This window comes from Microbulbifer variabilis ATCC 700307, from assembly GCF_000380565.1.
Classification (GTDB): domain Bacteria; phylum Pseudomonadota; class Gammaproteobacteria; order Pseudomonadales; family Cellvibrionaceae; genus Microbulbifer; species Microbulbifer variabilis.
On record NZ_AQYJ01000029.1, the window covers coordinates 1 to 26,641 of the forward strand.

Sequence of the window (26,641 nt, forward strand, 5' to 3'; positions counted from 1 at the left end):
GCTGGCAATGTTGGCTTTAGTGCGGCGAGAGTCATTGCAGCCGCGATCGTTGGCGGTACAGCCTCTGCAGTATCGGGTGGTAAGTTTGCCAATGGGGCGATAACCGCGGCGTTTTCCAGGGCTTTTAATGAAGAGAATCATCCTACTGCAGAAAAGAAAATAAGCAAGCGCAACCTTTCTGCTGGAGAACGAGAAGTTGCTATTCGTGTACATCCAGATTTATTGGAATCTGAGTTAGACAGCATAACTATAGATTTTAGCTTGGATATGGAATGCGGGGGAAACAGCGGGAAGGGGTGTGGAGGGTTTACTCCCTACAGACAAATTAACTTACCTAAATCATTGGCTCACTGTGCAGACCTAACCGTATGTGATGGTGGAGCTTATATTGACCTATTTAACCATGAACTCACACACGCATGGACAAATATAAACTCGCGCAACTTTTTAGGTTTGTCAGGATCAATAAGGGGTTTTATTAGCAACGGCGCAGCGGCGAATCCTGTTGGTGGGTATTTACCTTATAAAGATTACTTGAATACACCGGCACCCGTAGGGCTAAATTCAGAGCAAATGGCTGACTGGTTTATGTGGTTTGACAAAGATCGTCGCCAAGCTTGGGGGAATTAACAATTATGGAACGAAAAATGTTTAATAAAAACGCTCTACATGGTTTTGTGTGTGCTTTAATCCTGTTCGCATCGGCAACTACGAGCTGTGCATTTGAAGTGAAAAATGCGTGCGAAAATATAGCTCTATTTAATGAGGCAGATAGCGAATCCCCTGTACTTATACAAGTAAGAAGTCAACGCATTGAAAAATATGTTAAGACGATACATGGTGCAAGACCACCTGTTGATAACCAAGTTTTCTTTGTTAGTGTTTCTTACCCTGAAAGTTACATGAATCAAACATTTGAAGATGTACGGGATACATGGCTTATGCCAAACTATGGAAAATCTGAAGCAGGCTCAGATTGTGAAAATGTGCAGGGGGAGTCAGAAAAAATAGTATGTGGTTATGCTTTAAGTAATGAAGTAAGTGTAGGTGTTGCTTTTAAAAATTTAGGTAAAATAAAACAGCTCTCAAAATACGAAGAGAAAACACTTGCCCTCGCAAAAGAAATTAGGGAAAACGCTTTATGCAAGCAGTAATGCTCTGTTGCACAAAAGAGACCGTATTCAGAGGATTTTTGGAACGAGTATCTGAATTATTCTGATTATGACACGGCAGAGGTGTGGGACACCGTCGGCGGTAGTTTAGGTGATGGATATGGACCACATTCCAATTCTTGTGCGACAAGAGTTAGTCATGGCATTAACCATAGTGGAACTACTATTCCGCGTGGTGCTCCTGGAGCAAATCTAAATTTCGGAGGCGACAATAATGGCCTTCGGTATATATTGTCAGCACGACAATTAGAGGTTTACTTGGGCGATGCTTGGGGCGCAGCAGACTACACGAATATTACTCACGATCAGTTTAGTGCTTTAAGTAGTTCGTTATCTGCTGGTCAGGTAGCAGTAGTTGTATCGCAGGATCATGCAACAGTTATCAGGTCTGGGTATAGTGGTGACAACTACTCTATTCTAGGTGTGGGCGGATCAGCTTGGATTTTACCTACAAGATCTGCTAGCAATTGATATTTGACGGGTCGAAATAATATGAAAATTTTTATAAAAAAATGTGTTTTTCCATAGTATTTCTTTTATGGGGATGCGAAGCATTTTCTGAGTCACCTGTTCAGGTAAAAGAATCGGGTGATTATTATTTCACTCTAAATGTTCAACTTGAAAATGGCACATCTATAAACAATGTTATTTTCAAGCGGGAAAAAGTTAATAATCGTTGGTTGCTTCAAGTTAGGAGTGATTATCAGTTGTCGATTGAGGGAAGAAAGAGCCTTCGTATGACCGAGTACGAAGAGCTTCTGCGCCTTTTGTTTGAGTTTATTGAAACGCAGTCCTTGGGTAATTCAGTTGATCGTATTCAGTTAGATCTTGGGTTGGTAGAAGATACTCAGGCTCAGCTTGGCGACTCACTGAGGTCGTTAGTTATCACTAAAAAGGGAGTGGTTACTCATAAGGATAAAGAAGTATTTAAGGTGGTTTTGAATAATCTTGTCGGTTCAGAACAGGTTAGCAATACTTGCAAGCTGGTTACTAACTATAAGATGAGGTGTGATGAGTCGGTAGTTATAGGCATGAACCCAATTGCTTTTAAATCAGAATATATAGGTAAGCCGTGGAGCGTGCTGGGTAGCCAAGAAGGGCTTGGGCTTAGTGATGGTTTATGGTTTGCTGTTCGGTTGAAACCGTTGGACAAGGAGTAGTTGGTTTTAATTGGGACGGGCACTCGTTGATGGCACTAGGGAAAATGGTTGGCTGGGTACGATGGTGTGTCGGGCGCATGCTGTTGCACAAAAAGATGAACAAAAAGATCGGTTTATCATTGATGAGGAAGATTCTAAGGAAATTATTGAGTTTTTCTTCAAAAGTAAAACAGAAGGAATTGATCATTTAGGTCCTAAAGGACGAGTGCTGGCGGCTGACATGTACCAAGATGCTTGGGATATAAATTTTGATATATTGGGCGTTAAGGATGCAATGGGTAATCCACTATCAAAGGCTCCATTGGATAGAACAGCGAAAAGTACTTTCTCATTTAGTGAGACTGTATTCCGGATTAAACTAGCTATAAATCCTGCATCTTCACCTACCCTATGTGGTGGGATACTAACTATGCGTAACGCTTATTTATTACTGGTGGTAGTGCTTTTTGTGGGATGTTCGTATTTTGTTTCTTGGGATGATAAAAGCAGAGTACTTATCGGAGAGCCGATCACATTGTACAGTGATTTAAATGGTCCCCCCGACGAGATAAAAACATTATCGGATGGCCAAAAAGAATATAAATACCACCTTAAAAAGTTAGACCCTTCCTGTATTCATTACTGGACAGTGAATCAGGAGGGGATTATTACAGGCTACCGTTATACGGGCTATTGTCGGCCAGTTGGTTAAAGGGGGCGTAACGAATAAAATTTAATTGAAAGCCCCAGCAGTATAATCTGCCGGGGCTTTATTTTTTATTCGGCGGTTAATACCAATTTGTCATCATTCACTTCAATTTTGATCGGTGTGTCGATGTTAAATCCGGCCTTAGCTAGCCATTTACCTTTAAGCTGAATCCAAGGCACAGGCGGCGTCACTTAGTAACTGATTTAATTAAATAAATTGCGAAGGATGATAAATGCTGATGACGATAGCTACATTGTGTTTAATTGGATTTATTGGATTGGTATTTACAACTGCATTTGGACTATTTGAAAGTCGTAGAGTATCTAAATTAATTTTAGAATCAAAAGATTTTGGTGTGGACTTCAGTGGTGAAAGTAATAGGTCATTTGTATTTTTTAAATGGCTTTTTAGCTCTGATTTAGAATCAATTGAAAGTCATTCTATTAGGAAAAGGGTTGCCAGGTTAAAAAAAATGCTTTGGGCTCAGTGCCTAATTTTTATATCAGTTGTTTTATGTCAAATCATCCTAATTTCAAATAAATAGCCTGTTTCTGGATGTCCACTAAAAGCCCCGCTGGTGACCCCAGCGGGGCTTTTAGTTTAACCGATCTGCCGCTTGGCATCCCAACGCCGGGATTGATACTTAATAATCATCCCGTCCAGCAACTCCTTGACGATCTCTTTCTCTTCCGTTGGCAGTTGGCTGATAGCTTCAAATTGCAGCCTTAGCTGCTCATCCGGTCCGCGCTCGTCTTCATCGAATACCAGAGAGTCAATGGTGATACTCATGGTGACAGTAATCTGGCCGGCAGTCGGGCTGCCACCCAGGAGGTACGCTACGATGATGCCGGCAATATCACCTATAAAACGGGCGTTGGTAGCTATGAGTACAGTGGCTCACGTCCTCATGCCGTAACCAAAGCCGGCAATACCAGCTATCACTACGACGACAACGGCAATATGAGTAGCGACTCAGGCAGTCGTACGCTGGACTACACCGTCTTTGATAAACCCAGCCTGATTAGTAAAGGCGGCCACGATACGCGCTTCTCTTACGGCCCGGACCGCAGCCGTTTCAAGCGGGTGGATGACAACGGCAAAGGCACAGTGACCACCTTGCAGATCGGCAGCGTCGAGAAAGTGATTGAGCGCAGCACCACCGGTGCTTTTATCAAGAGCTTATATCGCCGCAATATCGCAGGGGTTGCTATCGAGCGTATCGAGCTAAATGCATCGGATGAAATTGCCGGTACCAGCACCCAGTATTTACACAAAGACTTCCAGGGTTCCCTGGATGTTATTACCGATAGCACCGGTCAGGTTGCCAAAGATGCTGCGGGCAACAAGCTGGTTTACAGACCAGCGATAACCGCGGCGTTTTCCAGGGCTTTTAATGAAGAGAATCATCCTACTGCACAAGAGAAGTGGAAACAGCGCTACGAGTTACTTAGATTTAAAGTTTTTAAAGGTGTCCAGGAAGGATCCGATACGCCTATTCAGTTAAGTCAGCTAGATATAATTACTATCGCAGAGTATATGAGCATTAAGGCTGATGAAATTAACCCTCTAAATATTTCTGAATTTTCAGAAAATTTTATTAGCAAGGCGGATACATTTCTATATGGATATGCTAATCAAGAATTTTATGTTGATAATATTGGGGTCTTCAAAGGGGGTGAAATAAACTATATTGGTGTTGGTGTATTTGCTGGGCGTTATGGATTTTCTGAAGCTACTCTAAATACACTCGTAGGCGCTTGGAATGTAAATGATGTTCTTGCTGGTAAAGGAAGCTACAATTTATATCAGGCACAAGCCGGGGGGCTTTGGTCAAGATTTGGTCGAGACTATTACAATATTAAGTGATGATGTAAATGAATAATAAGCTTATTAAACTTACTGTTATTTTTTTTCTCGGGCTACTCCTAATTGCATCATATTTTGTGGTTCAGTTTATTTCGGCTACTAAATCCCCTTGCTCTAATTTGCGGTCTTTATCTAAAGATGAAGTGTTATTGGAGCAGTTGTGGAGTGGTGTGGAAAATGTACTTAGTAATTTCTCAGATTATCGAGTAGATCACTCAAGAGTTGGATTGATGTACGCTGAGGATGCGTATAATAATTTTGATATTGATTGGGGATTATTTGATATTCCCGTTAATGTTGCTTCACTAGAATTTTATGGAAGAAATATCGATTATGGTCATTTTGACGTCTCACAGGTTGAGAGTATAAAAGTTGGTTATGGTTATAGATACTATTTGAAATTTAAACTAGCTCCCCACTCGGTTGGTGCAGATCAAGAAAAAGTAAATGATAAATTAAGATATACGGAAGTTCTTATTGAGTGTAGGGAGTAATTGCACAAAAAGGGTCGACCGGTAATTTTTCTCCTGTCCAGGAACCTATTTTGATGAAAATGGTGTTTCGGTTACCGTTGAAGTTAGACCGTTTGGTAACACAGTTAGCGCAGATGGTACGACAGCCTATAGTTTTGATTCTAATACTGGGACGTTAATTAATCTGATAGCGACCGGTACAGCTGGACAGGTGTGCGCTATTGTTTGTCTAGCTCCGATAGCAAAATGTTTACAACTACTACTCAGGAGTTATGTTTCAGTGACGTCCTGGGCGGGGATAGGACAAACGGCTGATTTAGCTGCGTGACGTTGGATTATGGTTGGCTGCGCAACACGTTGGAATTATTTCAAAACGATGCTTTGGGGGCCTCAAGTAAGAGGTGGGCAGCTTATATTAAGAGGCTACCGTCAGAATCCCTTCTCAAACTCTATTACTGGCACTTTACCTAGGTCACAAGTGAAGTGGCCCGCTGGGGCAGAGATGTGGAGGGGGATATTTGGGCAGCGGCAAATTAAATAGAGGATTTTTTATATGCTTTTTGTCTTTTATGTTTGTGCTGCCTTGTTAGCGTTGAAGTTGTTATGGAATTTGATAATTCCAATATCAGTAACTTTTTTTTGGTCGAAAGATGAACGTAAAAATAGAGGGGTGTCACTTGCACCTATTGAGTTTTTGATTCTTCTTGTAATAACTGCGCTTTCTTTTTTTGATGAGAGACTGTCTATTTTAGGTGTAAATGGCTTTGCTTTATTTGGCGTTGGTGTTATTGCCATAGTGGCCACCTATGTATTCATATATATCTTTTTATGCTTATTTAAAGGGCGGTTTTCTGATTGAATTTTACTGAAAAGTAATTGCCGGAATCATCATAATAGTATGAAATCAAGACACCCATAGCTTAGAGAACGGTGCACAGCCAGTTTCTGAACTCCCACATAGCCCCAAGGATAACTCCGGCGGGGTTTTTTGTTTAACCGACTTGCCGCTTGGCATCCCAATGCCGGGATTGATACTTAATAATCATCCCGTCCAGCAACTCCTTGACGATCTCTTTCTCTTCCGTTGGCAGTTGGCTGATAGCTTCAAATTGCAGACTTAGCTGCTCATCCAGTCCGCGCTCGTCTTCTTCGAATACCAGTGAGTCAATGGTGATACTCATGGCGACAGCAATCTGTTTTAACGCCTCCAGGGAAGGCTGTGTTGCCTCGGCTTCATAGCGCCGAATCGGATTGACATGAACCCCGGTGGCGTCGGCCATCTGTTGCTGGGTCAGCTCGCGCTCACCACGCAGGGTAAAGTCTCTGTATCGCTTGGCGGACGATAGCTTTACTCAAGCAGCCTCAAACTTCTCTTGCTCACCACGGCGCTCTTGAAAAAATAGATTCTCGATAGCTTCCGCTTCTCGCAAGCGCTTAATTTTGTCAAAAAATAATTGAGCTTCAGGAAAGGCGAGTTTGAGATATGCCAGCCACTGCTTGATTCGGTTGCCCAGGTATTTAGCCGGATAAACTTCCCTGGTTGTTTGGTAGTATCCCCAGAGCAGTTCCAATACTTGCTGCCAGGCCATAGGGATATAGTTCTCCCCCGAACAATAGGCTTTAATTTGTAAGCCGAGGTCCGGCCTGGCCAAAAGGCTACGCCCAAACATAAATGCGCTACAGCCTGTTACCTCACGGCACCGCTGAAACTCCTTGAGAGTCCAAATATCGCCATTGGCGATAACGGGTATTTCCAGCTGTTGGCGAATCTCCCCGATATATTCCCAATAAGCGGGTGGCTTGTAACCGTCTACCTTTGAGCGCGCGTGTACTGCCAGTTCATTGGCGCCTCCCGCGGCTGCCGCCATAGCGTTATCCATGTAAGAGGATCTGTCATTAAAACCCAGGCGGATTTTAGCGGTCACCGGGATGCTTTCCGGGACGGCTCGGCGCACAGTGCCAACAATCGCTTCCACGCGATGGGGGCTTTGCAATAAGCAGGCACCGCCATCACTGTTATTGACGGACTTTGCCGGGCAGCCAAAGTTCAGGTCGATAGCTTTTGCCCCAACAGAGACGGCCTTTATGGCATTGGTGGCCATAGCTTCTGGGTTTCCGCCCAACAGTTGCAGGCGCACCGGGGTGCCGGTGGTTGTTTCGGCATCTTGCAGCAGTTCGGGGCAGAGTCTTGTAAATACACGGCGGGGCAACCGGGTGTTCGTCACTCTCACAAACTCTGTGACACAGACATCGACGCCTCCGACAGTTGAGAGCAGTTCGCGCACATGGTGGTCGATAACTCCCTCCATAGGAGCCTGGTAAATCTTTGGCTGCTGGGAATCTGTCTTGTCGGTCATAAAGCTGAAAATGGAGAAATAAAGGCTAAAAGTTGGCGCATATTCTATCAGCTAGTTGGTTAGGTTTTGTAAAAACACTCATTCATACGTAGTTTTATTTAGGAGGATCAGCCTCTATGCGAAGGGGGCGTGCACTAAAATTGAGCATGTTGAACAGTGCGTCACAGTTGCCTTTGAAACCATTAAGTGTTTGATTTTAAAAGCAACTTGTATTGATAATAGATAATTGTTCAAGCTTCCATGCTGCTGAATGGGGCTCAGATAGTAGATAGTTTTGTAAATTGTGCCCAGGGAAGTTTTGGGATGGTTGTATTTGCAAGTCTCGGGAATTAGATTGCGGGACGGATAGGCACATGCGATAGAGGGTTTGAAAAGACTCCTGCAAGGGCGAGGCTGACCTCAAGCTGGCGCAAAAATTATAGGGGCAGGCACGAGTGGGGATGGTTTTGATCGCGCCTGAAAACTTAGGGGGAATAAGATAGTGCAAGATTTACTTTTTCAACAGGGACTGGATATTACGCTGTTCGGGATGGGGATTGTTTTTACTTTCCTGTTATTGCTGGTGATTGGTACCAGTATTATGTCCCGAGTTATCACACGTTATTTTCCCGAGGCCGAGCCGGCCGTATCTTCAACAAACTCCCCATCAGGCGATAACGCGCGTCTGCATGCTGTTATCAAAGCGGCAATCGAACAACATAGAAAAAAACGCTAGCCGTATTAATTCGCATCTGAACAACATTTAATCATTTCTGCCGAGAGAGATAACCCATGACTGAGGTTAAAAAGCCATTGGGGATTACCGATGTAGTCCTGCGCGACGCCCACCAGTCACTGTTCGCAACACGTCTGCGACTGGACGATATGCTGCCCATCGCGGAAAAACTGGATAAAGTAGGATTCTGGTCACTGGAATCCTGGGGTGGTGCCACTTTTGATTCCTGTATTCGCTATCTCGGCGAAGATCCTTGGGAGCGTATTCGTGAGCTGAAAAAAGCTATGCCCAATACGCCCCAGCAAATGTTATTCCGCGGCCAGAATATTCTTGGTTACCGTCATTATGCGGATGACGTGGTGGAAAAATTTGTTGAGCGCGCTGCTGAAAATGGTGTGGACGTGTTTCGTGTGTTCGATGCCATGAATGATATGCGTAACCTGAAAACTGCACTGGCCGCAGTTAAAAAGCAGGATAAGCACGCTCAAGGCACTATCTCTTATACAGTGAGCCCAGTGCATACCATGGATCTATGGGTAGACTTGGGTCGTCAAATTGAGGATATGGGCGCGGACTCCATTGCCATTAAGGATATGGCGGGCCTCTTGCGTCCATATGAAGGTTATGAGCTGGTGACTCGCTTGAAGGCGGCAGTGGATATTCCTATCCATATGCAGTGCCACGCAACGACAGGCCTCTCTACCGCGACAGCTCTTAAGTGTATCGAGGCCGGAATCGACAATGTCGATACGGCTATCAGCTCAATGTCTATGACCTATGGTCACAGCCCTACTGAAGCCTTGGTAGCTATTTTGGAGGGCACTGAGCGCGATACCGGGCTGAATATCAACCTGCTGGAAGAGATTGCGGCTTATTTCCGCGAGGTGCGCAAGAAGTACGTGAAATTTGAGGGGTCTCTGAAAGGCGTGGACTCCCGTATCCTGGTGGCCCAGGTTCCGGGCGGTATGCTGACCAATATGGAGAACCAATTGCGTGAGCAGGGCGCGGGGGACCGCCTCGATGAAGTTCTCGAAGAAATTCCCCGAGTGCGTCAGGATTTGGGGTATATCCCACTGGTAACTCCCACCTCGCAGATTGTCGGCACCCAGGCGGTGCTGAATGTGCTGACCGGCGAGCGTTATCAATCTATCTCAAAAGAAACGGCTGCTGTTCTAAAAGGTGAGTACGGCTCAACTCCTGCCGAGGTCAATAAAGAGCTGCAAACCCGTGTGCTCGACGGAGCAGCTCCAGTCACTTGCCGACCGGCCGACCTGATCACCCCTGAATTGGATAAGCTCACTTTAGAACTGCAGGAGAAGGCCGGCGAGCAGGATATTGCACTCACCAATGGGGAGAGTGAAATCGACGATGTACTCACCTATGCACTCTTCCCGCAGATTGGTTTGAAGTTCCTGAAAAACCGCAATAACCCCGATGCTTTTGAGCCGGTTCCAACCGGAAAGGAGAATAGTGCGGTCAAGAATGATAAAGGTGAGGAGGTCTATACAGTTACTGTAGAAGGGCAGAGTTACACCGTTACAGTTGCGGATGGTGGTGACCTGACTGGTGTTGCTCCGGTAAATGGTATTGCCCCTGTTCCTGCTGCTAATACCAGCCCAATATCTGCAACTGGCGGAGAGCCAGTAAATGCGCCGCTCGCAGGTAATATTTTCAAGGTAATGGTGAAACCAGGTGATCAGGTCAATGAGGGGCAGGCCATCCTGGTTCTGGAAGCTATGAAGATGGAAACTGTGGTGAGTGCTCCCCGAAGCGGTAATGTTGCCAATGTGGCAGTAAAAGAGGGCGATTCCGTGGCGGTGGGTGATGCCCTGCTGTCTATCGCATAGCAGGTAGGAGTCGCAAGTGGATAATTTAATCAGTCTTTGGCAATCGTCCGGCGTTTCTCAAATGGCGCCTGGCCAGTTTGTCATGATTATTGTGGGGCTGGGATTGCTATTCCTTGCCGTTCGCAAAAAATTTGAGCCGCTGCTGCTGGTTCCAATCGGCTTTGGTGGAATCCTGGCAAATATTCCTGGGGCCGATCTGGCACTTTCTGCTGCAGAGACAGCACTGACTCAGGGAGATGCCAGTGTGCTGGCTCAGATGGGGCAGATTCTCGGCTTGGAGAGCGGGGCGAGCTTGGGGGCATTGAAGGAGGCCTTAGGTAGTGCGCCAGCTGCAGTGCAGGTTCAGGCTGCAGAGTTTGCAAGGGATGCCGGTTTCAACAATGGAATGTTGTACAGCTTTTATTCGGTAGCTATTGCTTCCGGTGTGGCACCCCTGGTGATCTTTATGGGGGTTGGTGCCATGACGGATTTTGGCCCGCTACTTGCCAACCCTCGCACCTTGTTCCTGGGGGCAGCCGCTCAGTTTGGTATTTTTGCCACGGTGCTTGGTGCGGTAGGTCTTTCTGTGGCTGGGATTATGGATTTCTCAATTGCTGATGCAGCGGCTATCGGGATTATCGGCGGTGCGGACGGTCCTACAGCCATCTATGTCTCGAGCCTGCTAGCTCCAGATCTCCTTGGTGCAATTGCCGTGGCAGCCTATTCCTATATGGCATTGGTCCCTATGATCCAGCCGCCGATTATGCGTGCCCTGACTACAGAGCAGGAGCGTCGCATTGAGATGGTGCAGTTGAGGCATGTGAGCAAGAGAGAGAAGATTACTTTCCCGCTGTTATTGTTGATCCTGGTTGCCCTGTTCCTGCCGGCGGCAGCTCCACTGTTAGGTATGTTCTGTTTTGGCAACCTGATGAGAGAGTGTGGTGTAGTGGCTCGCTTATCCGACACTGCCCAGAATGCCCTGATCAACATCACTACAATTTTCCTCGGTCTGTCTGTCGGCTCCAAGCTTGCCGCCGATAAATTCCTGGATCCAAAAACCCTCGGTATTCTCGCCTTGGGTATTGTGGCATTTGCTATTGGTACTGCTGCGGGCGTATTGATGGCCAAGTTGCTCAATGTGTTTAGTAAGCACAAAGTGAACCCTTTAATTGGCTCTGCTGGAGTATCTGCTGTACCAATGGCCGCGCGGGTATCAAATAAAGTTGGGCTTGAGTCCAACCCCCATAACTTCCTGTTGATGCATGCAATGGGGCCGAATGTGGCAGGTGTCATTGGCTCTGCGGTTGCAGCCGGAGTGATGATCAGTATGGTGCGTAGCCTTGCGGGTGGTTGATTTATCTGATTAGTAACTTCAAAAAAGGGGCGAGCTTCGGTTTGCCCCTTTTTCGTTGTCCTGCAGTAAGAGACTCGTAACCTAGTCAGAAATTGCAGCCATTTTGGCTGTTGATTTTGTTTACTTTTCGTGGCTTTTTGATAATCGAAGAATAACGAGTCCTCAAAGTACAAATTAGATTTGTGCCAATTTTAATGATGCTTTTTCGCAGGCTTTAGAGGTTCTCTCCCAAAACAAAATTCATTTTGAGTTAAGGTTAATTACGTTATATTTCTTCCAGTTAATTTCGTGCTATAAGAAACTGTATTGGAAGTACAAGTATGCGTAGTTTGCCTCTCCTTATTTCCCTGGCCTTATTCTCTGCTCCAGTCATGGCTCATGACAATCATGTAACCTCACAAGACCTAAGAGAGATTAAGAGGGAGGTTGTAAAGCTTCGCAATGAGGTTCATTCCCTTAGGGGCGAAGATCAGAGTTCAAGTGAAGTTCGCAAGTTGAAGAAAGAGGTTGTGAGGCTTCGTAAGGACATTCGTTCTATGCAAGATATGATTTTGCAGTTACAAACGATGGTTGAGGAACAATCGAATGGAGCGCAAACAGGGGTGGTGCTCCAACCCGTAGAGGAGCGTCCTAAGTGGGCATGCTATATGAAGGATATGCGAGCGGGAGGTATGCATTCTAAAGGGTTCACTCGTGTAGAGGCGAAAGGGAAGTTGCTTGAGACCTGCTCTCAACGCGGCGGAGTCTGTTTCGAAAATAAAATTACCTGTTCTAACGAATAAGTTTTTGGGTGATAGGGCCTGCTATCCTGATGATGCTTACAATAAGCGTTTGTAGGCCCTCGTCCGATTTTCCCCCACGGGTTTCCATTGCTAGTCATTTAACTGCTAGAACGCCGCTTTGGCTTACTCCCTTTTTTTACTGAAAATTAAGTTATGGCTTAATCTAGAGTGCGAAGTGGGTATTAAGTAGTCTAAATAGTGCTTTTTTACTTGCTATGTGGTTGCTTTGAGGGGAACCGTAGGATTTATAAAAGCCCGGGAATAGTGCGGCAATAACTTTTTGTGACCACTCTAGGTGAAATTGTATACCCAGTACTTTTTCCTTGAATAAAAATGCCTGGTTTGGACATTGCTCAGATTCGGCTAGGCGCTCGGCTCCAATCGGGATATCAAAATAATAGCTATGGGCTTGAAATACTTTTTCGATATTCAGGTTTAGTTTGTGGGAGCCTTTTATTGGTAGCCAGCCCATCTCTTCCTGATCTAATGGTCGGATGTTTGCCCCCAATATATAGGCAAGAATCTGTGCGCCCAGGCAAATGCCTAATATCGGCACAGCTTGCTCAATATAACCTTTCAACCATTCAATCTCATCGGCAAGCCATGGCAATTTATGGCGATCATCAACGTTCATCATCCCACCCAAGAGAATGATGCCATCAAACTGGCCTTTTGGCAGATGAGAATTTTCTGGGTTTACTGTGGTAAGTGAAACATGATGATCTCGGGCCCAGTCTGAAATATATCCTGGTCCTTCGGTTTCCTCATGTTGGATAATTAAAATATGTTTACCCACTTTATTGAAAGTCCTGTCTTTCAAAATACAGTTGCTTCTTTAAGTCAATGCCTGCCTTTGTCAACTTTTCAGGCCAGCTCTTGCTCGTTAGTGGTTTTTCACTATCAATACTAATTTCTATCGGGGAATTTGGAGTGACGTTGACTAGCAGAATTTGGTCGAAACTAGGGTTGGAAGCTATCTCATGGATCAGTAGTGCAAAATTATTATGTTGTACTAGTTGATAGGAACCATTTCCCCCTTGTCTTAAGGGGTGATCTAGTAATTTTCCTGTTACTTCAAAACGAATAGGATCCTGGTCAGCTTTACCCCCCCTCTCAAAGTGTCCTTTAAATACTCTGGCGGAAAAGGACTTTAACTCTCCACTGCGTAGTTTGTTTAATGAGAATTGTTCGGGCTCAAGCGTGATAAGTTCAGAGCCCTGAACTAAATCGTCCACTTTGACGTGGTTATTGGTTTTAAGTGTAAGAATAATCTGGCGACTGTGGCGCCCGCCATGAAGAGGCATATGAGAAGCTATCAACTGGCCATCTATAGAAAATAGTGCCATTCCATGAACGCCGATTGAGTGGTCATTATGGGAGGGAGCTGATGCTAGTGTCGGGGATAAGCTTGATTGAATGAAAATCATCCAGGCCAGAACAAATTTCTTCATCGGTTACTACTGTGCTTTTCTACGTTTTTGAGACTTAGGGATTCTAGATGTACATTAGTGATGAATCGATTCATTTTACTCAATATTTGATTCCAAAATGGAAATAGAAGCATTAGAGAAATTTCTCGATATTGCCGTTACTGAGAACCTGCAACGTTCTGCTGACCGACTGGACATGACGCCTGGGGGGCTGAGTAAAATTTTGCGCCGTCTTGAGGGGGAGCTGGGTGTACGCCTCTTTGAGCGTGTGGGAAAGCAACTCAAGATCAATGATGAGGGTCGCAGACTACAAAGTCGTGCTAGTGAGATTGTTACTCTTGCCAGGAAAGCCCGGGTAGAAGTTGGCGGTCTTGGTACTCACTTGGAATGCCGGATAGCTGCGCCTGCCATGTTGCAGTTAACTTGGGCTGCACACATCCAGAAGCAAGTAACGATATACCAGCCAAACATACGCCTGTCATTTATATCTGCTTTTGAGTCTTTGGCCCTTAAGATGCTGATTCGGGGTGAGGTGGATATGGCACTAATTTCGGGAGTGGTGCTAGGGCAGGTTCCTTCTTCTATGGAGGTCCACAGTATTGGCTCAACCTGCATGTGTATAGCGGCTGGCCCTGAGCATCCATTGGCCAGTGGTGGTCATTCCGAAGTGGTGGTGACGTTGGACAATATTTTGCAATACCCTTTTGCTGCTCCACGAATATCTCCTTTCTGTGGAGAGGAGCGGGGTATAGGCAGTGATGGGTGGCCAGAAGATCTCTTCTCAAGAAAAATACACGCGGTTGTGAATGATTATGGCGTGCTTTGCCGGCTTGTAATGCAGGCTGAATTACTTGCCTTCCTTCCAGAAGCGCTAGTGGATGAGATGGGGGGAGTGAAACTTAAGGTTGAAGGGGGGCGTGTTCAGTCCCAGGAGGACCTTTTCATTGTTTGGAGGGGTGGGGACGGTAGTTGGTTGGATAAATTGAGAGGCTTTTTTTAGTTGACAGTAAAGTGTTTAGTTTTAGCTGCGGATAAGCAATAAAAGCGAGCTTAAATCATGGCTCGCTTTTATTGAATAAACCTTGATTGAGTTAGTTTGAGGTGCGTTCTGGGGGACAGGGCGTGCCTGCAGCAATCCATCCTTTCATAGCTTCAACCAGCTTTTCATGTGGAATGGTCACGGGTTGCCTTTTTCCCCCTGGGTTCCAGCCCCAGAGTGCCAGTGGGTTATCACTCATAAACTTCAGTAGGCTCTCGGGAGAGCGGCCGCCATTATCTTGTGGGGTTGTAAGGAGCTTGCAGATTTGAGCTGAAGACATATGTGACCAGTTAAGTTCGATTGGTGCCATGGCCCATCCTGGGGCACCTGGTGCTCCTGTCACAGGATTGTTTTGATTGGAGTGACAATTGCGGCACTGCATGGTCCCTGATCCCATATTATTTGGGCCTCGCTCTACACGAGGGATATGTGGGGAACCTTCGTTGATCAGGGGCATCTCTAGCTGATGGCAATTTAGGCACCGGGGGTGCAGGAGAACCTCTACGATAGTTTCCCAGTCCTGATGTCCGGTTTTGTCAGCTCTGGCATCCTGCGTTTCAGCAGTCTGGCTGTGCTTGCCCGCTCGGTTCTCGCAGGCCGTGAAAACCAGAAATAGTGATGCGCAAAAGGCCATGTGTGGTAATAAACGTACTGCTTGTCGCAGTTTCATTTAATCCGTCCTCAGTTCTGGGAAGAATACTCAACCTTAATTGTGGCAGATTGCCAGGGACAGCTAGCGGACTTGATAAGGATATCCAGCCTGCATTGTACATCTAAGCCAAGCGATTTTTGACCGATAAGTCATAAATGTATCTTGGCGCAAACTTCTGCGTGGTATTATGTGCGCTCTTTCAAGTAGAAATATCTGATATTGGAGTGCTGATTGGCACTCGGAGGAGAGAGTATGTCCTGGTTAGGGGCGGGAATCGGCGCCGGGTTTGGCTTTATGTTCGGAGGGCCCATTGGAGCAGCTTTGGGTGCTTGGGTAGGTAGCTCCTTCGGCTCAGGGCTGCGGCGCTTGGGTGGTGCCAAGGCTGTGCTTAATCGAGATGGAGCACAGACAATTTTTATCGTGACGCTGTTTTCCATGTTGGCGAAGATGGCCAAGGCCGATGGGCTTGTTTCCAAGGCGGAAGTGCAGCTGATTGAGGAGTTCATCCAAAATAATCTTCGCCTCGGAGGTGAAGAGCGCAAAGATGCTATTCGTATTTTTGAGAATGCGAAGACTGATAAGTACAGCATTTATGATTATGCCAGGCAGTACCGGATGCTGGTGCACGATCAAGCAATGCGTGAAATGGTTTATCGCCTTTTGTTTGCTGTTGCCTATGCGGACGGTGAATTACATGCTGCGGAAGAAGAAATTTTACGCCGAATCACTGCTGACCTGGGGCTGCATGAATCTCTTTTTACGGCCATGCAGAATGAATTTGGGCGACGGGGTGGAAACAGCGCATCCGATCTGAAGCAGCACTATGCGGTACTTGGCTGCTCTCCGGAGACCAGTGATAAAGATCTGAAGCTGGCTTATAGGCGCAAAGCTGCAGAGTATCACCCAGATAAAATAGCCGCCAAAGGCCTCCCTGAAGAGTTTATGCGCCATGCTGAAGATCAGATGAAAAGCATCACTGTCGCCTATGAAGCAGTTGTTGAGGAAAGAAAGCGTAAGGCAAAAGTTGTAAGTTGATTGTGGGGTGTTAATACCCCCATTCTTTTTATTCGTCAGAGCTAAACACGCATACTTCACCCTATTGAGTTTTTGAGAGATCTTATGAGTCTTGCCCAAAAAATAGAAGAAAAATTAAGCGCCGTATTTAACCCGCAATATATTGATGTCCAGTGTGAAAGCCATATGCACAATGTGCCAGTGGGCTCAGAGATGCATTTCCGGGTGGTTTTGGTTAGTGATGTTTTTAACTCCATTAGAAAAGTTCAGCGCCACCAAAAGGTATATGCTGCTCTTTCTGATGAAATGGCTGGCCCGATACATGCGCTTGCATTACATACTTATGCGCCAGATGAATGGCAAGGCGAGGCTCCGAGTAGCCCTGAATGCCAAGGCGGGAGTAAAAGCAACGGCAAATAAGTGCCTTAGTTATTATGAGAAATTAGGTTTCATCGTTTTATAGATAACTCCTCCCCTAGGTTTGGCTACATAAAGCTCAAATGAAGAGCCTTATGTAGCTCTTATACTATCTATCGAGTCTGTTCTTTTTTTGTCATTTTTTTCTTTTTCTATCTACCCGCCTAGTTCATCTTGTATTCATTATCCGCCCAATAGAGCTGGGTAGAGAGAGGCATCTTGGGAGGGGTATGGATAAGCAGGTAAAATAGATTAAGCCATAAAAACCGTAACTAACCACTATTCTGACTAATCAATAACGCGCCAAAAGATTTTATATCTGCCATAAAAATAAAAAACTAAGTTTAGGCGCCAACAATTGAGCGTTTTTTCTACACCCGTATTTTCGTGCGACTAGACTGACCATTGATTGGGCTGATTGCTGTTTGATCTGCTGAATTTCAATGGAGTTACCACAAATGAAGATGACGCGTATTCTGATACCCGTAATGACGCCCCTCGCCTTAGCAATCTCTAGTGTCGCTTCGGCAGGACCCGCTGGCTATGCCCCTCCGCCACCGCCTACACAGGAATTTAAGGTCCGTATTGGTGGTGCTTACATTTCTCCGAATTCGGATAATGTGACTTTTGCTGATAGTTTGCTTATCTGGCCGGATCCTATTAACCCTAATTTCAATCGTCAATGGGGCGCTTTTAGAACTAATATCGACCCAAGTGACGAATGGGGTTGGTTTATTAATGCGGAATGGAAGCCTTGGGATCACTGGAGTGTTTCTTTAAGCTATACCGATGGTGATCGCCATACCGGTGGACGTCGAGATGGCTGGCATAATCGCTTTGGTTTGCGTGAGTTCGGCCGTAGAGGTGATTTTGCCCGCTGGGAACCCCAGATGACGGCTGCATACCTGAACTGGTATCCTCTGCCTCCTAGCTGCCTGATACAGCCTTACATGGGTGTTGGTATTAACTATACCGACTTCAGCAGTGAGCGCCTAAGAGATTGGGGTTGGATCAACCCATTCACTGGAAGGAGTGAATTCTGGGGTGGTCGGCTAAACCTGGGGGATAATTGGGGTTATACCTGGCAAATTGGTGTTGACTTTACTTTTGGTCATGATAGTAGCTGGCTAATAAATATTGCTGGTATATATTATGATGTTGATACTGATATTGAAGTTGATACTTTCTTCACAGATGTACCAAGGCAGGTGAACTATCGTCATAGATTTGGCGGTGATTATCTGTTTGATCCCTGGGTTTTTAATATCGGTGTAGGTTATAAGTTTGACTTCCACTGGTAATTAATCTTACCTTGCAAGGGGTGCTGTGCACCCCTTTCATTTTTTTAAGATACTGTCTATCGCATCCTTTTTTAAGTCTAAAAATTTCTCCTCTGCATTCCATCGATAATTCATTTTCTGAATTTTATGGTGAGAATTTTTCTTATATATTTTAATTTCTGATCTCGCTTAACTTTTTATGTGATCTTGAGATTTTCTCTTGGTTTATGGAGATTGAAATGTAGGGTGTTGGTGGTTGTTAATAATGCAGTAGTGGTTGATTTATTGTGTAAGATATCTTAAATAGTAAATGATCTGCTTTTAATTTTATTTCCATAGCGCCGGAAGTGGTTTTTATTTTTAGTTGATAAGGGGCTAGCTACGAGCCCCGAAGTACCTTTACAACTATCCATTACTTGGAAAGCTAAACTGGGCTCCCTCTCTAACCCCGCTTGCCGGCCAGCGTTGAGTAATGGTCTTACGTTTGGTGTAAAAGCGTACCGAATCCGGTCCGTATGCATGTAAGTCGCCAAAGAGTGAACGCTTCCAGCCGCCGAAGCTGTGATGTGCGACGGGTACGGGTAGTGGAACATTGATACCTACCATGCCGACTTTGATATTGTCACTAAAATATCGAGCCGCTTCTCCATCACGAGTGAATAGACAAGTTCCGTTTCCGTATTCATGGCGATCAATAATATCCATGGCTTCCTGCATGGTTTCTACACGCATAATACAAAGAACAGGGCCAAATATTTCACTGCTATGGATTATCATTTCAGGTTTAACATGATCGAACAGGCAGGCTCCAAGGTAATTACCTTGCTCTAAGCCTGGAGTCCTTAAATTGCGACCGTCGATAACCAGCTTCGCACCTTCCTCGACCCCTGTGGCTATAAGGCCTTGAACTTTTTCCAGGTGGGCAGAAGTAACTAATGGACCCATGTCATTCTGGTTGTCCATGCCATCGCCAACTTTGAGTGTGGCGATCTGTTCTTTGAGTTTCTCGACTAAAGTATCGGCTGTATCATTCCCAACTGCGACAGCTACAGAAATGGCCATACAGCGTTCGCCACAGGAGCCGTAAGCGGCTCCCATTAGGGCTGCGACAGCGTTATCCAGGTCAGCATCGGGCATCACTATGGCATGGTTTTTGGCTCCGCCAAATGCTTGAACTCGTTTTCCATGTGCGGTACCGGTGGTATAAACATATTCCGCAATCGGAGTAGAGCCGACAAAGCTAACTGCCTGAATACGCTTATCGGTGAGTATTGTATCTACAGCTTCCTTATCACCGTTGACGACATTTAAGACTCCTGCAGGGATACCTGCCTCAATACCTAATTCTGCAATAAATAGGGCTGAGGAAGGAGTGCGTTCTGAAGGTTTCAGTATGAAAGTGTTGCCGCAGGCAATGGCCATTGGCCACATCCATAAAGGGACCATCGCCGGGAAATTAAAAGGAGTGATCCCTGCGCAGACACCTAGGGGCTGAAATTCGCTCCAGGAGTCAATTGCGGGGCCGACATTTTTGCTGTGTTCTCCTTTGAGCATTTCAGGAGCTGAGCAGACATACTCTATATTCTCAATCCCACGCTGCAGTTCTCCCATCGCATCGTTAAGCACCTTGCCGTGCTCCAGGGTAATCAGTTCACAAATCCTGTCTGCGTTTTGTTCCAGCAGATCTCTCAGGCGGTACATGATCCGCACACGCTTGGCGGTCGGGGTGTTGCGCCAGGCAGGGTAGGCGGTTTCGGCAGCTGCAATGGCCTCCTCCACGGTAGCTTTACTGGCTAGTGAAACTTTGCCGAGAACTTCATTGGTAGAGGGGTTGGTGACATCCTGTAGGCGGAAACCGGCACCACTGTCATCATTATGGGTCAGGGCGCCATTAATCAGGTGGCCTATCACTTTCATAGGATTTTCTCGCTGGGGATTAACGCATTATTTTTTTACTTCTTTCCGCCTTTTTAACACAGGTAAACCCAAGGTGGAAAAAATCCCAGGAGATAAAAGGTTCTACAGCTTGGGGAAATCCCGCAAGACGGCGAGAAAAGCATCCCCGAAGCGCTCGAGCTTACTGTCACCTACACCGGAAACTTTAAGTAACTCTGCTCGAGTGTACGGGTGAGCCTTGACCATGCCCCTTAGGGTGGCATCGTGAAATACGACATATGGAGGCACGCCACGCTCCTCCGCCAGTTGCTTACGGCAGTTACGCAGGGCTTCCCACAGCGGCTGCTCCTCTGGGGCTAGCTCTTCGAGATTCGCGGTATTCCGAGTTTGTGCTTGAGTCGCCTTATTTGGCAGCTTGCGCAAGAATAGAGTTTCTTCACCCCGTAATAAGGGACGACAGATTTCTGTCAGTCTTAAACACTGATATTCACCCTCAACCTCCAGGTAGCCGCGCACGATTAGCTGGCGGACCACCGCGCGCCACTCGATAGTGGAAAGACTTTTACCAATCCCATGGGTGGAGAGTTGATCGTGACCAAATTTGCGCACTTTCTCATTTTCTGAGCCCCGCAGTACGTCGATTACGTGGCTGGCACCAAAGCGCTGGCTGGTTCGATAGACGCAGGAGAGCAATTTGACAGCAGCTTCGCTGCCGTCCCAGGTCGCGGGAGGTTCAAGACAGGTGTCGCAGTTACCGCAGGGCTCTTCCAGGTCCTCTGCAAAATAATGCAGAAGAGACTGGCGGCGACAGCTGGTAATTTCGCACAAGCCAAGCATGGCATTGAGGCGAGCACGTTCCTGGCGCTTGTGCTCTTCACTGCCCTCGGATGCTTCCACCATTTGTCCAAGTTTTACTACGTCCTCGAGGCCATAAAGTAGCAATGCGATGGAGGGTTCCCCATCCCGTCCGGCTCGCCCGGTTTCCTGGTAGTAGGCTTCGATACTTTTGGGCAGGTCCAGGTGGATAACAAAACGGACATCCGGTTTGTCGATTCCCATACCGAAGGCAATGGTAGCGACGACAATAACACCTTCCTCTCGCAGGAAACGCCGCTGGTGTTCAGCCCGGGTCTCTACTGGCAAGCCAGCGTGATAGGGCAGGGCCGTAAACCCCTGTTGGCACAGCCACTCAGCAGTATTCTCCACCTTGGCGCGGGACAGGCAATAGATAACCCCGGCATTACTTCCATGGTCATTTTTGAGGAACTGCAGCATTTGGCGGCGTTGGTTATCTTTTGGCTCGATGCGATACTGGATATTGGGGCGGTCAAAACTACTGACAAAATGACGTGCACCCTCAAGATCCAGGCGCTGGGCAATTTCTGCACGAGTGCGCTTATCGGCGGTCGCCGTCAGGGCGATTCGTGGCACTCTGGGGAACTGCTCGTGCAGGCAGTTCAATTGCAGGTAATCTGCACGAAAGTCGTGCCCCCACTGGGATACACAATGGGCCTCATCAATGGCAAATAATGACAGCTGGATTCTCTGCAGGAGAGCAAGAGTACGAGGCTGTAAAAGCCGTTCCGGCGCCAAGTAGAGAAGATCCAGTTCGCCGTGCAAAAGCTGGTGTTCTATCGACTGTACTTCATCGTAGGAAAGTGAAGAATTCAGGAAAGCCGCGCGTATACCCGCTTCCTGTAGCGCCTCCACTTGATCTTGCATCAAGGCGATAAGAGGGGATATCACTATTCCACAGCCAGGTCTGGCCAGGGCTGGGATCTGATAGCACAGGGATTTCCCCCCACCGGTAGGCATTAAAACCAAGGCGTCCTCTCCGGCCATCAAAGTATTGATCACCGCTTCTTGTGGGTCGCGGAAATGGGTATAGCCGAAGACGTGTTCGAGAATATGCTGTGGAGAATTCATGGCGGCGGAGTATACCCCGCAGGGCAGGTTTGTGCGGTGAGTTTATTTATCGTTTTTTTCTTGAAATACCATGCAATGGCAGTTTTTGTTTTGTGAGATGAATCACGGGGTATAATCGCAAGCTATCACAGCGACCGGCTATGGATAGGGCTATGCGCACTTTGATCCTGTATTTTGTGTTGTGGTTTTGTACTTTGGCTGGGCCTCTGGGTTGCTCATCGATTGCTCCACGTGAGTTAGCGCAGTCTGTTGTTGCAGATACTCATTTGGGGTGGCGTTCCGCCCCGGAAAACCAGCTGGTATTTTCTCTTGCTACCGTATCAGGTGTTGCGCAAGTGGAGCTGCAGCCACTCCCCGAAGGGTTCACTTTGGTAACCCTTGAATTACCGGGAATGCGTAAAGTGGAAGGAATCCAGTGGCAGGATGAGAGCGGCCAATCCACAGTGCTTTACGATGGTGAAGATGGGTTAGATGGTGTCAGCCTCCAAAGCCGTGGCTATGGTTTCGAATTGCAATTACAGCTTTCGTCTATGGACTATCTACGCAATGGCGGTGTACTGACGGTTATCGACCAGAAGCGCTGACTTTTGATGCTTCAGGTTTTATGGTATCGGGGTTGTTGAAGCCGAGCCCTTGCGGGCGAATCAAATATAATTGTTTCCAGTATTTCCCCGTTACCCAGAGGCCGTTGCGCTCCTTGTCCCAGGCTATGCCATTGGCCACAGTATCCGGATGATTGCGTACATCTGGGGTCAGTTGCTGCAGATCTATACCGCCTATTACCTGTCCGCTTTTCGGATCTATGGCAATAATACGGTTGTCCTGCCAGATATTTGCCCAGATCATACCTTGAGCAAACTCAAGTTCGTTTAAGTGCGACCACTTTTCCCCTGCACCCTTTACTTTGAGTTTGCGTAGTATTTTGAAATTATCCGGGTCGCGAATAGCAAGTTCGTCACTGCCGTTGCTCATAATCAGGTGTGTGCCATCGCTGGTAAGTCCCCAACCTTCACCGCTGTAGTTAAGGATCTCCAGGTGATGAAGGTCACTGGCTCGGTAGATATGGGCCTCGCCGGCTTTGTAGGTAAGCAGGTAAAGTTTGCCCCCAAGAACCGTGAGACCTTCGGCAAAAAGTTTACGCGGTAACCATTTGCGCCTTACGGGTTTTGCTGCTGGGTCGGTATACTCGGCAAGCCAGGAGCGGCGATATAATCCGCTGCTTTCCCACCAGCGCTGTCCATCATAAAAAAGCCCTTGAGTGAAGTGGTTTCCACCGCGCTGGCGCTCTTCCAGGATGGAGAATGGGGTCAACTGGAGCTGTGCCTCTGCTGCCAGTGGCAGCAAGGTAGTAAGTAGTAGCAGTATCCAGTTGCGAATTCTAAGTCGGTACATCAATAGTCTATGACCAGAGTAAAAACCTTTGTCACTTTGACCCTGTTGGGTGGCCTGGCAGTCGTGCTGCCTATAGCCATTTTTGTGCTGCTGTTTCAGTGGCTATTTGGTCAAATTAGTGAAATCGTAGCGCCAGCCGTTGTTTGGCTGGAGGCCCACACGGAGTTTAAGGATACCCTTGCACGGCTCGTGGTGATAGCGTTGATTTTGGGTAGCTGTTTCCTGATTGGTTTATTGGTAAAAACCAGTATCGGCCATTGGCTGCATCACCATGTGGATCACTGGTTGGGGCGCTTGGCGCCGGGATATAGCACCATCAAAGACGTGGTTCTCCAGTTTATAGGAGGCGGCGGTGAGGGAGTGTTGTCAGGACCAGTCGCGAGAGTGCGAATTCATGGGGCCGATAACCCGCTGGCGGTTACTGCTATTGTGACTTCACAGCACGCCAATGGGGATATGACCGTTTATGTCCCTACTGCCCCGGTTCCGACTTCCGGCTTTGTGTTCCACGTACCTGCAGAGTGTGTGGAAATATTACCGGGAGTGACGGTAGAGGCCGCGATGAAAACTATAGTGGCCTGCGGCGCCGGTAGTGCCAATCTGCTGGCACTACCGGCGAAACCTTCTGAAAAAGGAAAAGGGCGCGATTAAGTGGGGTTTTAGCTGCGGTTTTTGCCCAGGTTGCGGATGGCGAATCTTGCCGGGTGCAGGGCTTTAACCAGGTCTGCTTTGGCCGGTAGGGGCTCGCCCAAGATCCAGGCAGTAAGTATTTCTGCGGTTAATGGGGCATAAGTAAATCCGCGGGAGCCCAATCCGCCCATGACATATAAACCGGGCTGGTAACTGGCCTGCTTATCGATAAGTAGTTTACGGTTTTTACGCAGGTCACTGTAAGTATTCTCAAGTGAATCCCATTTGGGTAGCGGGCCCGCCAGGGGCAGGTAGTCTGGCGTAGCGGCACGCAGGGCGGCGCGGCCAGTAAGGGTCTGGCCTGAAAATTCTTGAGCGACTCCGGGCAACAGCCCGGCCAAGGTCTCCAGGTTTTCCCGGTGTTCGCTATCTCGCAGATCTATAGCGGTCTCCTTGAGCTTGAATGTTGCCCCAAAGCTCTGGCGGCCTTCATATGTGGGGGTGATGTAACCCTCGCCGCAAAGGGCCATTTTGAGCTTTGCAGAGCCAGTTGTAGCCAGTGCTCGGGATACCTGGCCTCGTATGGGTCTCAGTGGCAAGGCGGTAGCTGGGGCGAAACTGAGAATATCATTGGCCCCACAGAGCACCACAATGTCGGTTTCAATTTTTTCACTGCCAGCTTGCAGTAGCCAACTGCCACCTGAGTGCTCCAGCAGATCAATATTGCTGGTGTGACGCCTTTCAATATTTTTGTGCTCCAGTAGGGCGCTGCAGACTTTCTGCGGTTCCAGCCAGCCTGCGTCAGGGAAATAGAGCCCCGAGAAAGGCAGGCGAACGCCAGCCAGCTCACTGGCCTCGGTTGAGGTTACAGCTCGTGCCACCATTTGCCCCGGATATAATGCCAAGGATGCGGCAATTTGAGACTGGAGCAGTTGCTCTTTTTCGGTCTGGGCTAATTGCAGCAGGCCGCTGAAATGCGCTACCTGAGGGCAGTGCTGGCGATAGTAGCGCTGGGCGAACATCAGGGCGTGCAGGTTGAAGTCGCCATTTGGTCCTGGCTTGGGGGAGAGCTTTCCGTAGAGAATGCCTTGGTTGTTGCCTGAGCCACCGCTGCCGGGGGAGTCTCCTCGTTCAAAGACCCGTACTTGAACTCCACGTTCCGCCAAGGCCCTGGCAATAGTAGCGCCGGAGATTCCACCGCCAATAATGGCAGCAGTTTGAGGGCGTTTGGGGGCCGCTGTCGGCAGGTGCCAGGGGGTCGCGCTGACCCCGCTGGAGTAGAGCTCCTCGAGCGAGCCGCTCAACATCTCCCGCTTGCGGCCAAATCCGGGCACTTTGTGCAGCTTAAAGCCAGCGTCACGGAGCCCGCGCTTAACCAACCCTGCACAGGTGAAAGTGGCAAAGGTAGCGTCGGGTTTACTCAGGGAGGCCATAGCCGTAAACAATTGCGGCGTCCACATATCCGGATTTTTGGCTGGAGCAAAGCCATCCAGGAACCATGCATCCACCACCCGGTCACGGGACTCCTGTTGCAGGTGTAAGTTACTTAAGGCTTCACTGGCTTCCCCGATAATCAGGGTCAGGTTGACCTGGCCGAACTGCAGTCGATGCACGCCCTCAGCCAGCAGGGGCGGGTAGTTGCTGATCAGTTGTTGGCAAAACGGTTGAAGTTGGGGCCAGAGCTCCAGGGCGCGGCTCAAGTCCTGCGGTCGCAGTGGAAACTTTTCCACGGATATAAAGTGCAGATGTGCGCTTTGGGGCGCAATTTTCTGCCACAACTCCCAAGCGGCCAGGAAGTTAAGGCCGGTGCCAAAACCGGTTTCGCCGATAGTAAAGGTGCCGTTTTCTGGCAGGTCTGCCCAGCGCTCCGTCAGGGAGTTTTGCTGTAGGAATACGTAACGTGTCTCTTCCAGTCCAGAGGCGGTAGAGAAATAAATATCGTCGTAGGCTCGGGACAAGGGTTGACCATCTTCGCGCCAATCGATATCCGCGTGCTTATTGCTGGGTTCTCTCACAATTGTGCTTCCGTCAGGCCTCGTCTCGCAGGCCAAACTCGCGCATTACCTGATCGCACCAGCGCTGGATACGCTCTTCACTGAGGTCGAATTCATTTTCCTCATCGAGAGCGAGGCCAACAAACTGGCTGCCATCGGAAGTAAGGCCTTTGGACTCCTCAAACTCATAGCCCTCTGCGGGCCAGTAGCCCACTATACGGGCTCCACAAGCCTGCAATTGAGCGTGCAGGTAACCTAGAGCGTCTTGAAACCACTGGGGGTAGCCTTCCTGGTCGCCAAGGCCGAACAGGGCTGCAGTTTTGCCGTGTAAGTCCAGTTGCGCCAGGTCATCCCAGATATTTTCCCAATCTTCCTGTAACTCGCCATAGTCCCAGGTAGGTATACCGAGCAGCAGGAAGTCATAATCCTCAGCCTGGGCGATATCCACTTCAGCCACATTGTGTATGTCTATCCACTGGGTCCCGATACATTGGCGGATTTTCTCTGCGGCCATTTCCGTGTAGCAGGTGCTGGAGCCGTAAAAGAGCCCTATTGGGGCTTGAGAATTTTGCATAACA

At 47.7% G+C, this 26,641-nt stretch carries 31 protein-coding genes; 19 read left to right on the plus strand and 12 right to left on the minus strand.

From position 1 onward, the window contains the following. The 5 genes from G367_RS26510 to G367_RS0118630 form a co-directional block, all read left to right on the plus strand. Positions 1 to 630: hypothetical protein (locus G367_RS26510; protein WP_040629197.1), on the plus strand; the 630-nt coding region annotated here is incomplete at its 5' end. 5 nt (positions 631 to 635) lie between these two features. Then, entirely contained in the window at positions 636 to 1,154 is a 519-nt protein-coding gene (locus tag G367_RS0118620; RefSeq protein ID WP_020414678.1) for a hypothetical protein, read from the plus strand. Between the two features lie 81 nt (positions 1,155 to 1,235). Beyond that, on the plus strand, positions 1,236 to 1,643 hold the full coding sequence (locus tag G367_RS27165; RefSeq protein WP_425411210.1) for a T6SS effector amidase Tae4 family protein: 408 nt from the start codon (positions 1,236 to 1,238) through the stop codon (positions 1,641 to 1,643). Between the two features lie 41 nt (positions 1,644 to 1,684). Beyond that, complete coding sequence (locus tag G367_RS0118625) at positions 1,685 to 2,332, plus strand: hypothetical protein (protein ID WP_020414679.1); 648 nt, start codon at positions 1,685 to 1,687, stop codon at positions 2,330 to 2,332. A gap of 10 nt (positions 2,333 to 2,342) precedes the next feature. Further along, positions 2,343 to 3,023 (plus strand): hypothetical protein, encoded by a 681-nt coding sequence (locus tag G367_RS0118630; protein ID WP_020414680.1) that lies wholly within the window; start codon positions 2,343 to 2,345, stop codon positions 3,021 to 3,023. 65 nt (positions 3,024 to 3,088) lie between these two features. Here the strand turns inward: G367_RS0118630 and G367_RS27170 are convergent, their stop codons facing one another. Continuing rightward, the gene (locus tag G367_RS27170; protein ID WP_083922787.1) at positions 3,089 to 3,211 is read right to left on the minus strand and encodes a SymE family type I addiction module toxin; all 123 of its coding nucleotides are present in this window, start codon (positions 3,209 to 3,211) and stop codon (positions 3,089 to 3,091) included. A gap of 41 nt (positions 3,212 to 3,252) precedes the next feature. On the opposite strand from G367_RS27170, the gene G367_RS26235 reads away from it, so the two are divergent. After that, positions 3,253 to 3,564, plus strand: coding sequence for a hypothetical protein (locus G367_RS26235; RefSeq protein ID WP_157533665.1), 312 nt, complete (start codon positions 3,253 to 3,255; stop codon positions 3,562 to 3,564). 56 nt (positions 3,565 to 3,620) lie between these two features. On the opposite strand, the gene G367_RS24280 is transcribed toward G367_RS26235, so the two are convergent. Then, positions 3,621 to 3,809: a hypothetical protein gene (locus G367_RS24280; protein ID WP_020414681.1), complete on the minus strand. Its 189-nt coding sequence runs from the start codon at positions 3,807 to 3,809 to the stop codon at positions 3,621 to 3,623. Between the two features lie 171 nt (positions 3,810 to 3,980). Between G367_RS24280 and G367_RS0118640 the strand changes: the two genes are divergently transcribed. From G367_RS0118640 to G367_RS0118650, 3 genes are all read left to right on the plus strand, one after another. Beyond that, the gene (locus G367_RS0118640) at positions 3,981 to 4,886 is read left to right on the plus strand and encodes a hypothetical protein (protein ID WP_020414682.1); all 906 of its coding nucleotides are present in this window, start codon (positions 3,981 to 3,983) and stop codon (positions 4,884 to 4,886) included. Positions 4,887 to 4,894: 8 nt separating this feature from the next. After that, positions 4,895 to 5,380 carry a hypothetical protein gene (locus G367_RS0118645; RefSeq protein WP_020414683.1) on the plus strand — a complete coding sequence of 162 codons (486 nt, stop codon included), beginning with the start codon at positions 4,895 to 4,897 and terminating at the stop codon, positions 5,378 to 5,380. Positions 5,381 to 5,912: 532 nt separating this feature from the next. After that, positions 5,913 to 6,218 carry a hypothetical protein gene (locus G367_RS0118650; protein WP_020414684.1) on the plus strand — a complete coding sequence of 102 codons (306 nt, stop codon included), beginning with the start codon at positions 5,913 to 5,915 and terminating at the stop codon, positions 6,216 to 6,218. 133 nt (positions 6,219 to 6,351) lie between these two features. Here G367_RS0118650 and G367_RS24285 read toward each other — a convergent pair whose 3' ends face one another. Together G367_RS24285 and G367_RS0118660 are read right to left on the minus strand one after the other, a co-directional pair. Beyond that, the gene (locus G367_RS24285; RefSeq protein WP_040629199.1) at positions 6,352 to 6,672 is read right to left on the minus strand and encodes a helix-turn-helix domain-containing protein; all 321 of its coding nucleotides are present in this window, start codon (positions 6,670 to 6,672) and stop codon (positions 6,352 to 6,354) included. A gap of 39 nt (positions 6,673 to 6,711) precedes the next feature. Next, a complete protein-coding gene (locus tag G367_RS0118660; RefSeq protein WP_020414686.1) occupies positions 6,712 to 7,716 on the minus strand; it encodes a tRNA dihydrouridine synthase in 1,005 nt (334 codons plus the stop codon). A gap of 481 nt (positions 7,717 to 8,197) precedes the next feature. On the opposite strand from G367_RS0118660, the gene G367_RS0118665 reads away from it, so the two are divergent. The 4 genes from G367_RS0118665 (at position 8,198) to G367_RS0118680 (ending at position 12,393) form a co-directional block, all read left to right on the plus strand. After that, positions 8,198 to 8,431 carry an OadG family protein gene (locus tag G367_RS0118665; RefSeq protein WP_020414687.1) on the plus strand — a complete coding sequence of 78 codons (234 nt, stop codon included), beginning with the start codon at positions 8,198 to 8,200 and terminating at the stop codon, positions 8,429 to 8,431. Between the two features lie 56 nt (positions 8,432 to 8,487). After that, positions 8,488 to 10,278, plus strand: a complete 1,791-nt coding sequence (gene oadA / locus G367_RS0118670; protein WP_020414688.1) for a sodium-extruding oxaloacetate decarboxylase subunit alpha — start codon at positions 8,488 to 8,490, stop codon at positions 10,276 to 10,278. Between the two features lie 16 nt (positions 10,279 to 10,294). Further along, positions 10,295 to 11,611, plus strand: a complete 1,317-nt coding sequence (locus G367_RS0118675; RefSeq protein ID WP_026305252.1) for a sodium ion-translocating decarboxylase subunit beta — start codon at positions 10,295 to 10,297, stop codon at positions 11,609 to 11,611. A 320-nt stretch (positions 11,612 to 11,931) separates the two neighbouring features. Next, positions 11,932 to 12,393, plus strand: coding sequence for a hypothetical protein (locus G367_RS0118680; RefSeq protein WP_020414690.1), 462 nt, complete (start codon positions 11,932 to 11,934; stop codon positions 12,391 to 12,393). Positions 12,394 to 12,556: 163 nt separating this feature from the next. On the opposite strand, the gene G367_RS24290 is transcribed toward G367_RS0118680, so the two are convergent. Together G367_RS24290 and G367_RS0118690 are read right to left on the minus strand one after the other, a co-directional pair. After that, positions 12,557 to 13,189: a type 1 glutamine amidotransferase gene (locus G367_RS24290; RefSeq protein WP_020414691.1), complete on the minus strand. Its 633-nt coding sequence runs from the start codon at positions 13,187 to 13,189 to the stop codon at positions 12,557 to 12,559. 1 nt (position 13,190) lies between these two features. Then, complete coding sequence (locus tag G367_RS0118690) at positions 13,191 to 13,844, minus strand: hypothetical protein (RefSeq protein ID WP_020414692.1); 654 nt, start codon at positions 13,842 to 13,844, stop codon at positions 13,191 to 13,193. Positions 13,845 to 13,941: 97 nt separating this feature from the next. Between G367_RS0118690 and G367_RS0118695 the strand changes: the two genes are divergently transcribed. Then, positions 13,942 to 14,823 carry a LysR family transcriptional regulator gene (locus G367_RS0118695; RefSeq protein ID WP_020414693.1) on the plus strand — a complete coding sequence of 294 codons (882 nt, stop codon included), beginning with the start codon at positions 13,942 to 13,944 and terminating at the stop codon, positions 14,821 to 14,823. 91 nt (positions 14,824 to 14,914) lie between these two features. On the opposite strand, the gene G367_RS24295 is transcribed toward G367_RS0118695, so the two are convergent. After that, the gene (locus tag G367_RS24295) at positions 14,915 to 15,532 is read right to left on the minus strand and encodes a hypothetical protein (RefSeq protein WP_051089534.1); all 618 of its coding nucleotides are present in this window, start codon (positions 15,530 to 15,532) and stop codon (positions 14,915 to 14,917) included. A 234-nt stretch (positions 15,533 to 15,766) separates the two neighbouring features. Here G367_RS24295 and djlA point away from each other — a divergent pair, with 234 nt between their 5' ends. The 3 genes from djlA to G367_RS25335 all read left to right on the plus strand — a co-directional run bounded on the left by djlA (position 15,767) and on the right by G367_RS25335 (position 18,246). Next, positions 15,767 to 16,549 (plus strand): co-chaperone DjlA, encoded by a 783-nt coding sequence (djlA, locus tag G367_RS0118705; protein WP_020414695.1) that lies wholly within the window; start codon positions 15,767 to 15,769, stop codon positions 16,547 to 16,549. 84 nt (positions 16,550 to 16,633) lie between these two features. Next, on the plus strand, positions 16,634 to 16,948 hold the full coding sequence (locus G367_RS0118710; RefSeq protein ID WP_020414696.1) for a BolA family protein: 315 nt from the start codon (positions 16,634 to 16,636) through the stop codon (positions 16,946 to 16,948). Between the two features lie 455 nt (positions 16,949 to 17,403). Beyond that, entirely contained in the window at positions 17,404 to 18,246 is an 843-nt protein-coding gene (locus G367_RS25335; RefSeq protein ID WP_020414697.1) for an OmpW/AlkL family protein, read from the plus strand. A 384-nt stretch (positions 18,247 to 18,630) separates the two neighbouring features. Here the strand turns inward: G367_RS25335 and G367_RS0118720 are convergent, their stop codons facing one another. Then, a complete protein-coding gene (locus G367_RS0118720; protein WP_020414698.1) occupies positions 18,631 to 20,142 on the minus strand; it encodes a CoA-acylating methylmalonate-semialdehyde dehydrogenase in 1,512 nt (503 codons plus the stop codon). Positions 20,143 to 20,244: 102 nt separating this feature from the next. Beyond that, positions 20,245 to 22,047 (minus strand): DNA helicase RecQ, encoded by a 1,803-nt coding sequence (recQ, locus tag G367_RS0118725; RefSeq protein ID WP_020414699.1) that lies wholly within the window; start codon positions 22,045 to 22,047, stop codon positions 20,245 to 20,247. A gap of 152 nt (positions 22,048 to 22,199) precedes the next feature. Here recQ and G367_RS0118730 point away from each other — a divergent pair, with 152 nt between their 5' ends. After that, positions 22,200 to 22,631 carry a hypothetical protein gene (locus tag G367_RS0118730; protein ID WP_157533667.1) on the plus strand — a complete coding sequence of 144 codons (432 nt, stop codon included), beginning with the start codon at positions 22,200 to 22,202 and terminating at the stop codon, positions 22,629 to 22,631. On the opposite strand, the gene G367_RS24305 is transcribed toward G367_RS0118730, so the two are convergent. After that, complete coding sequence (locus G367_RS24305; protein WP_020414701.1) at positions 22,612 to 23,439, minus strand: glutaminyl-peptide cyclotransferase; 828 nt, start codon at positions 23,437 to 23,439, stop codon at positions 22,612 to 22,614. The genes G367_RS0118730 and G367_RS24305 overlap by 20 nt on opposite strands. A gap of 9 nt (positions 23,440 to 23,448) precedes the next feature. Between G367_RS24305 and G367_RS0118740 the strand changes: the two genes are divergently transcribed. Next, on the plus strand, positions 23,449 to 24,090 hold the full coding sequence (locus G367_RS0118740; protein WP_020414702.1) for a DUF502 domain-containing protein: 642 nt from the start codon (positions 23,449 to 23,451) through the stop codon (positions 24,088 to 24,090). 8 nt (positions 24,091 to 24,098) lie between these two features. Here the strand turns inward: G367_RS0118740 and mnmC are convergent, their stop codons facing one another. Then, positions 24,099 to 26,084, minus strand: coding sequence for a bifunctional tRNA (5-methylaminomethyl-2-thiouridine)(34)-methyltransferase MnmC2/FAD-dependent 5-carboxymethylaminomethyl-2-thiouridine(34) oxidoreductase MnmC1 (mnmC, locus tag G367_RS0118745; protein WP_020414703.1), 1,986 nt, complete (start codon positions 26,082 to 26,084; stop codon positions 24,099 to 24,101). Positions 26,085 to 26,097: 13 nt separating this feature from the next. Next, positions 26,098 to 26,637, minus strand: a complete 540-nt coding sequence (gene fldB, locus G367_RS0118750) for a flavodoxin FldB (protein WP_020414704.1) — start codon at positions 26,635 to 26,637, stop codon at positions 26,098 to 26,100. Positions 26,638 to 26,641: the final 4 nt, after the last annotated feature.

Bases quoted from the DNA above. Each gene is read 5' to 3' on its own strand.
- G367_RS0118625 (WP_020414679.1), top strand. From the start codon at position 1,685: ATGTGTTTTTCCATAGTATTTCTTTTATGGGGATGCGAAGCATTTTCT.
- G367_RS0118640 (WP_020414682.1), top strand. From the start codon at position 3,981: ATGAGTAGCGACTCAGGCAGTCGTACGCTGGACTACACCGTCTTTGAT.
- G367_RS0118720 (WP_020414698.1), bottom strand. From the start codon at position 20,142: ATGAAAGTGATAGGCCACCTGATTAATGGCGCCCTGACCCATAATGAT.
- G367_RS25335 (WP_020414697.1), top strand. From the start codon at position 17,404: ATGAAGATGACGCGTATTCTGATACCCGTAATGACGCCCCTCGCCTTA.
- G367_RS24305 (WP_020414701.1), bottom strand. From the start codon at position 23,439: ATGTACCGACTTAGAATTCGCAACTGGATACTGCTACTACTTACTACC.
- G367_RS0118690 (WP_020414692.1), bottom strand. From the start codon at position 13,844: ATGAAGAAATTTGTTCTGGCCTGGATGATTTTCATTCAATCAAGCTTA.
- G367_RS0118645 (WP_020414683.1), top strand. From the start codon at position 4,895: ATGAATAATAAGCTTATTAAACTTACTGTTATTTTTTTTCTCGGGCTA.
- G367_RS24295 (WP_051089534.1), bottom strand. From the start codon at position 15,532: ATGAAACTGCGACAAGCAGTACGTTTATTACCACACATGGCCTTTTGC.
- G367_RS0118660 (WP_020414686.1), bottom strand. From the start codon at position 7,716: ATGACCGACAAGACAGATTCCCAGCAGCCAAAGATTTACCAGGCTCCT.
- recQ (WP_020414699.1), bottom strand. From the start codon at position 22,047: ATGAATTCTCCACAGCATATTCTCGAACACGTCTTCGGCTATACCCAT.
- G367_RS24280 (WP_020414681.1), bottom strand. From the start codon at position 3,809: ATGAGTATCACCATTGACTCTCTGGTATTCGATGAAGACGAGCGCGGA.
- G367_RS0118740 (WP_020414702.1), top strand. From the start codon at position 23,449: ATGACCAGAGTAAAAACCTTTGTCACTTTGACCCTGTTGGGTGGCCTG.
- djlA (WP_020414695.1), top strand. From the start codon at position 15,767: ATGTCCTGGTTAGGGGCGGGAATCGGCGCCGGGTTTGGCTTTATGTTC.
- G367_RS0118710 (WP_020414696.1), top strand. From the start codon at position 16,634: ATGAGTCTTGCCCAAAAAATAGAAGAAAAATTAAGCGCCGTATTTAAC.
- G367_RS0118730 (WP_157533667.1), top strand. From the start codon at position 22,200: ATGCGCACTTTGATCCTGTATTTTGTGTTGTGGTTTTGTACTTTGGCT.
- G367_RS26235 (WP_157533665.1), top strand. From the start codon at position 3,253: ATGCTGATGACGATAGCTACATTGTGTTTAATTGGATTTATTGGATTG.
- G367_RS0118695 (WP_020414693.1), top strand. From the start codon at position 13,942: ATGGAAATAGAAGCATTAGAGAAATTTCTCGATATTGCCGTTACTGAG.
- fldB (WP_020414704.1), bottom strand. From the start codon at position 26,637: ATGCAAAATTCTCAAGCCCCAATAGGGCTCTTTTACGGCTCCAGCACC.
- G367_RS0118620 (WP_020414678.1), top strand. From the start codon at position 636: ATGGAACGAAAAATGTTTAATAAAAACGCTCTACATGGTTTTGTGTGT.
- G367_RS0118650 (WP_020414684.1), top strand. From the start codon at position 5,913: ATGCTTTTTGTCTTTTATGTTTGTGCTGCCTTGTTAGCGTTGAAGTTG.
- oadA (WP_020414688.1), top strand. From the start codon at position 8,488: ATGACTGAGGTTAAAAAGCCATTGGGGATTACCGATGTAGTCCTGCGC.
- G367_RS0118680 (WP_020414690.1), top strand. From the start codon at position 11,932: ATGCGTAGTTTGCCTCTCCTTATTTCCCTGGCCTTATTCTCTGCTCCA.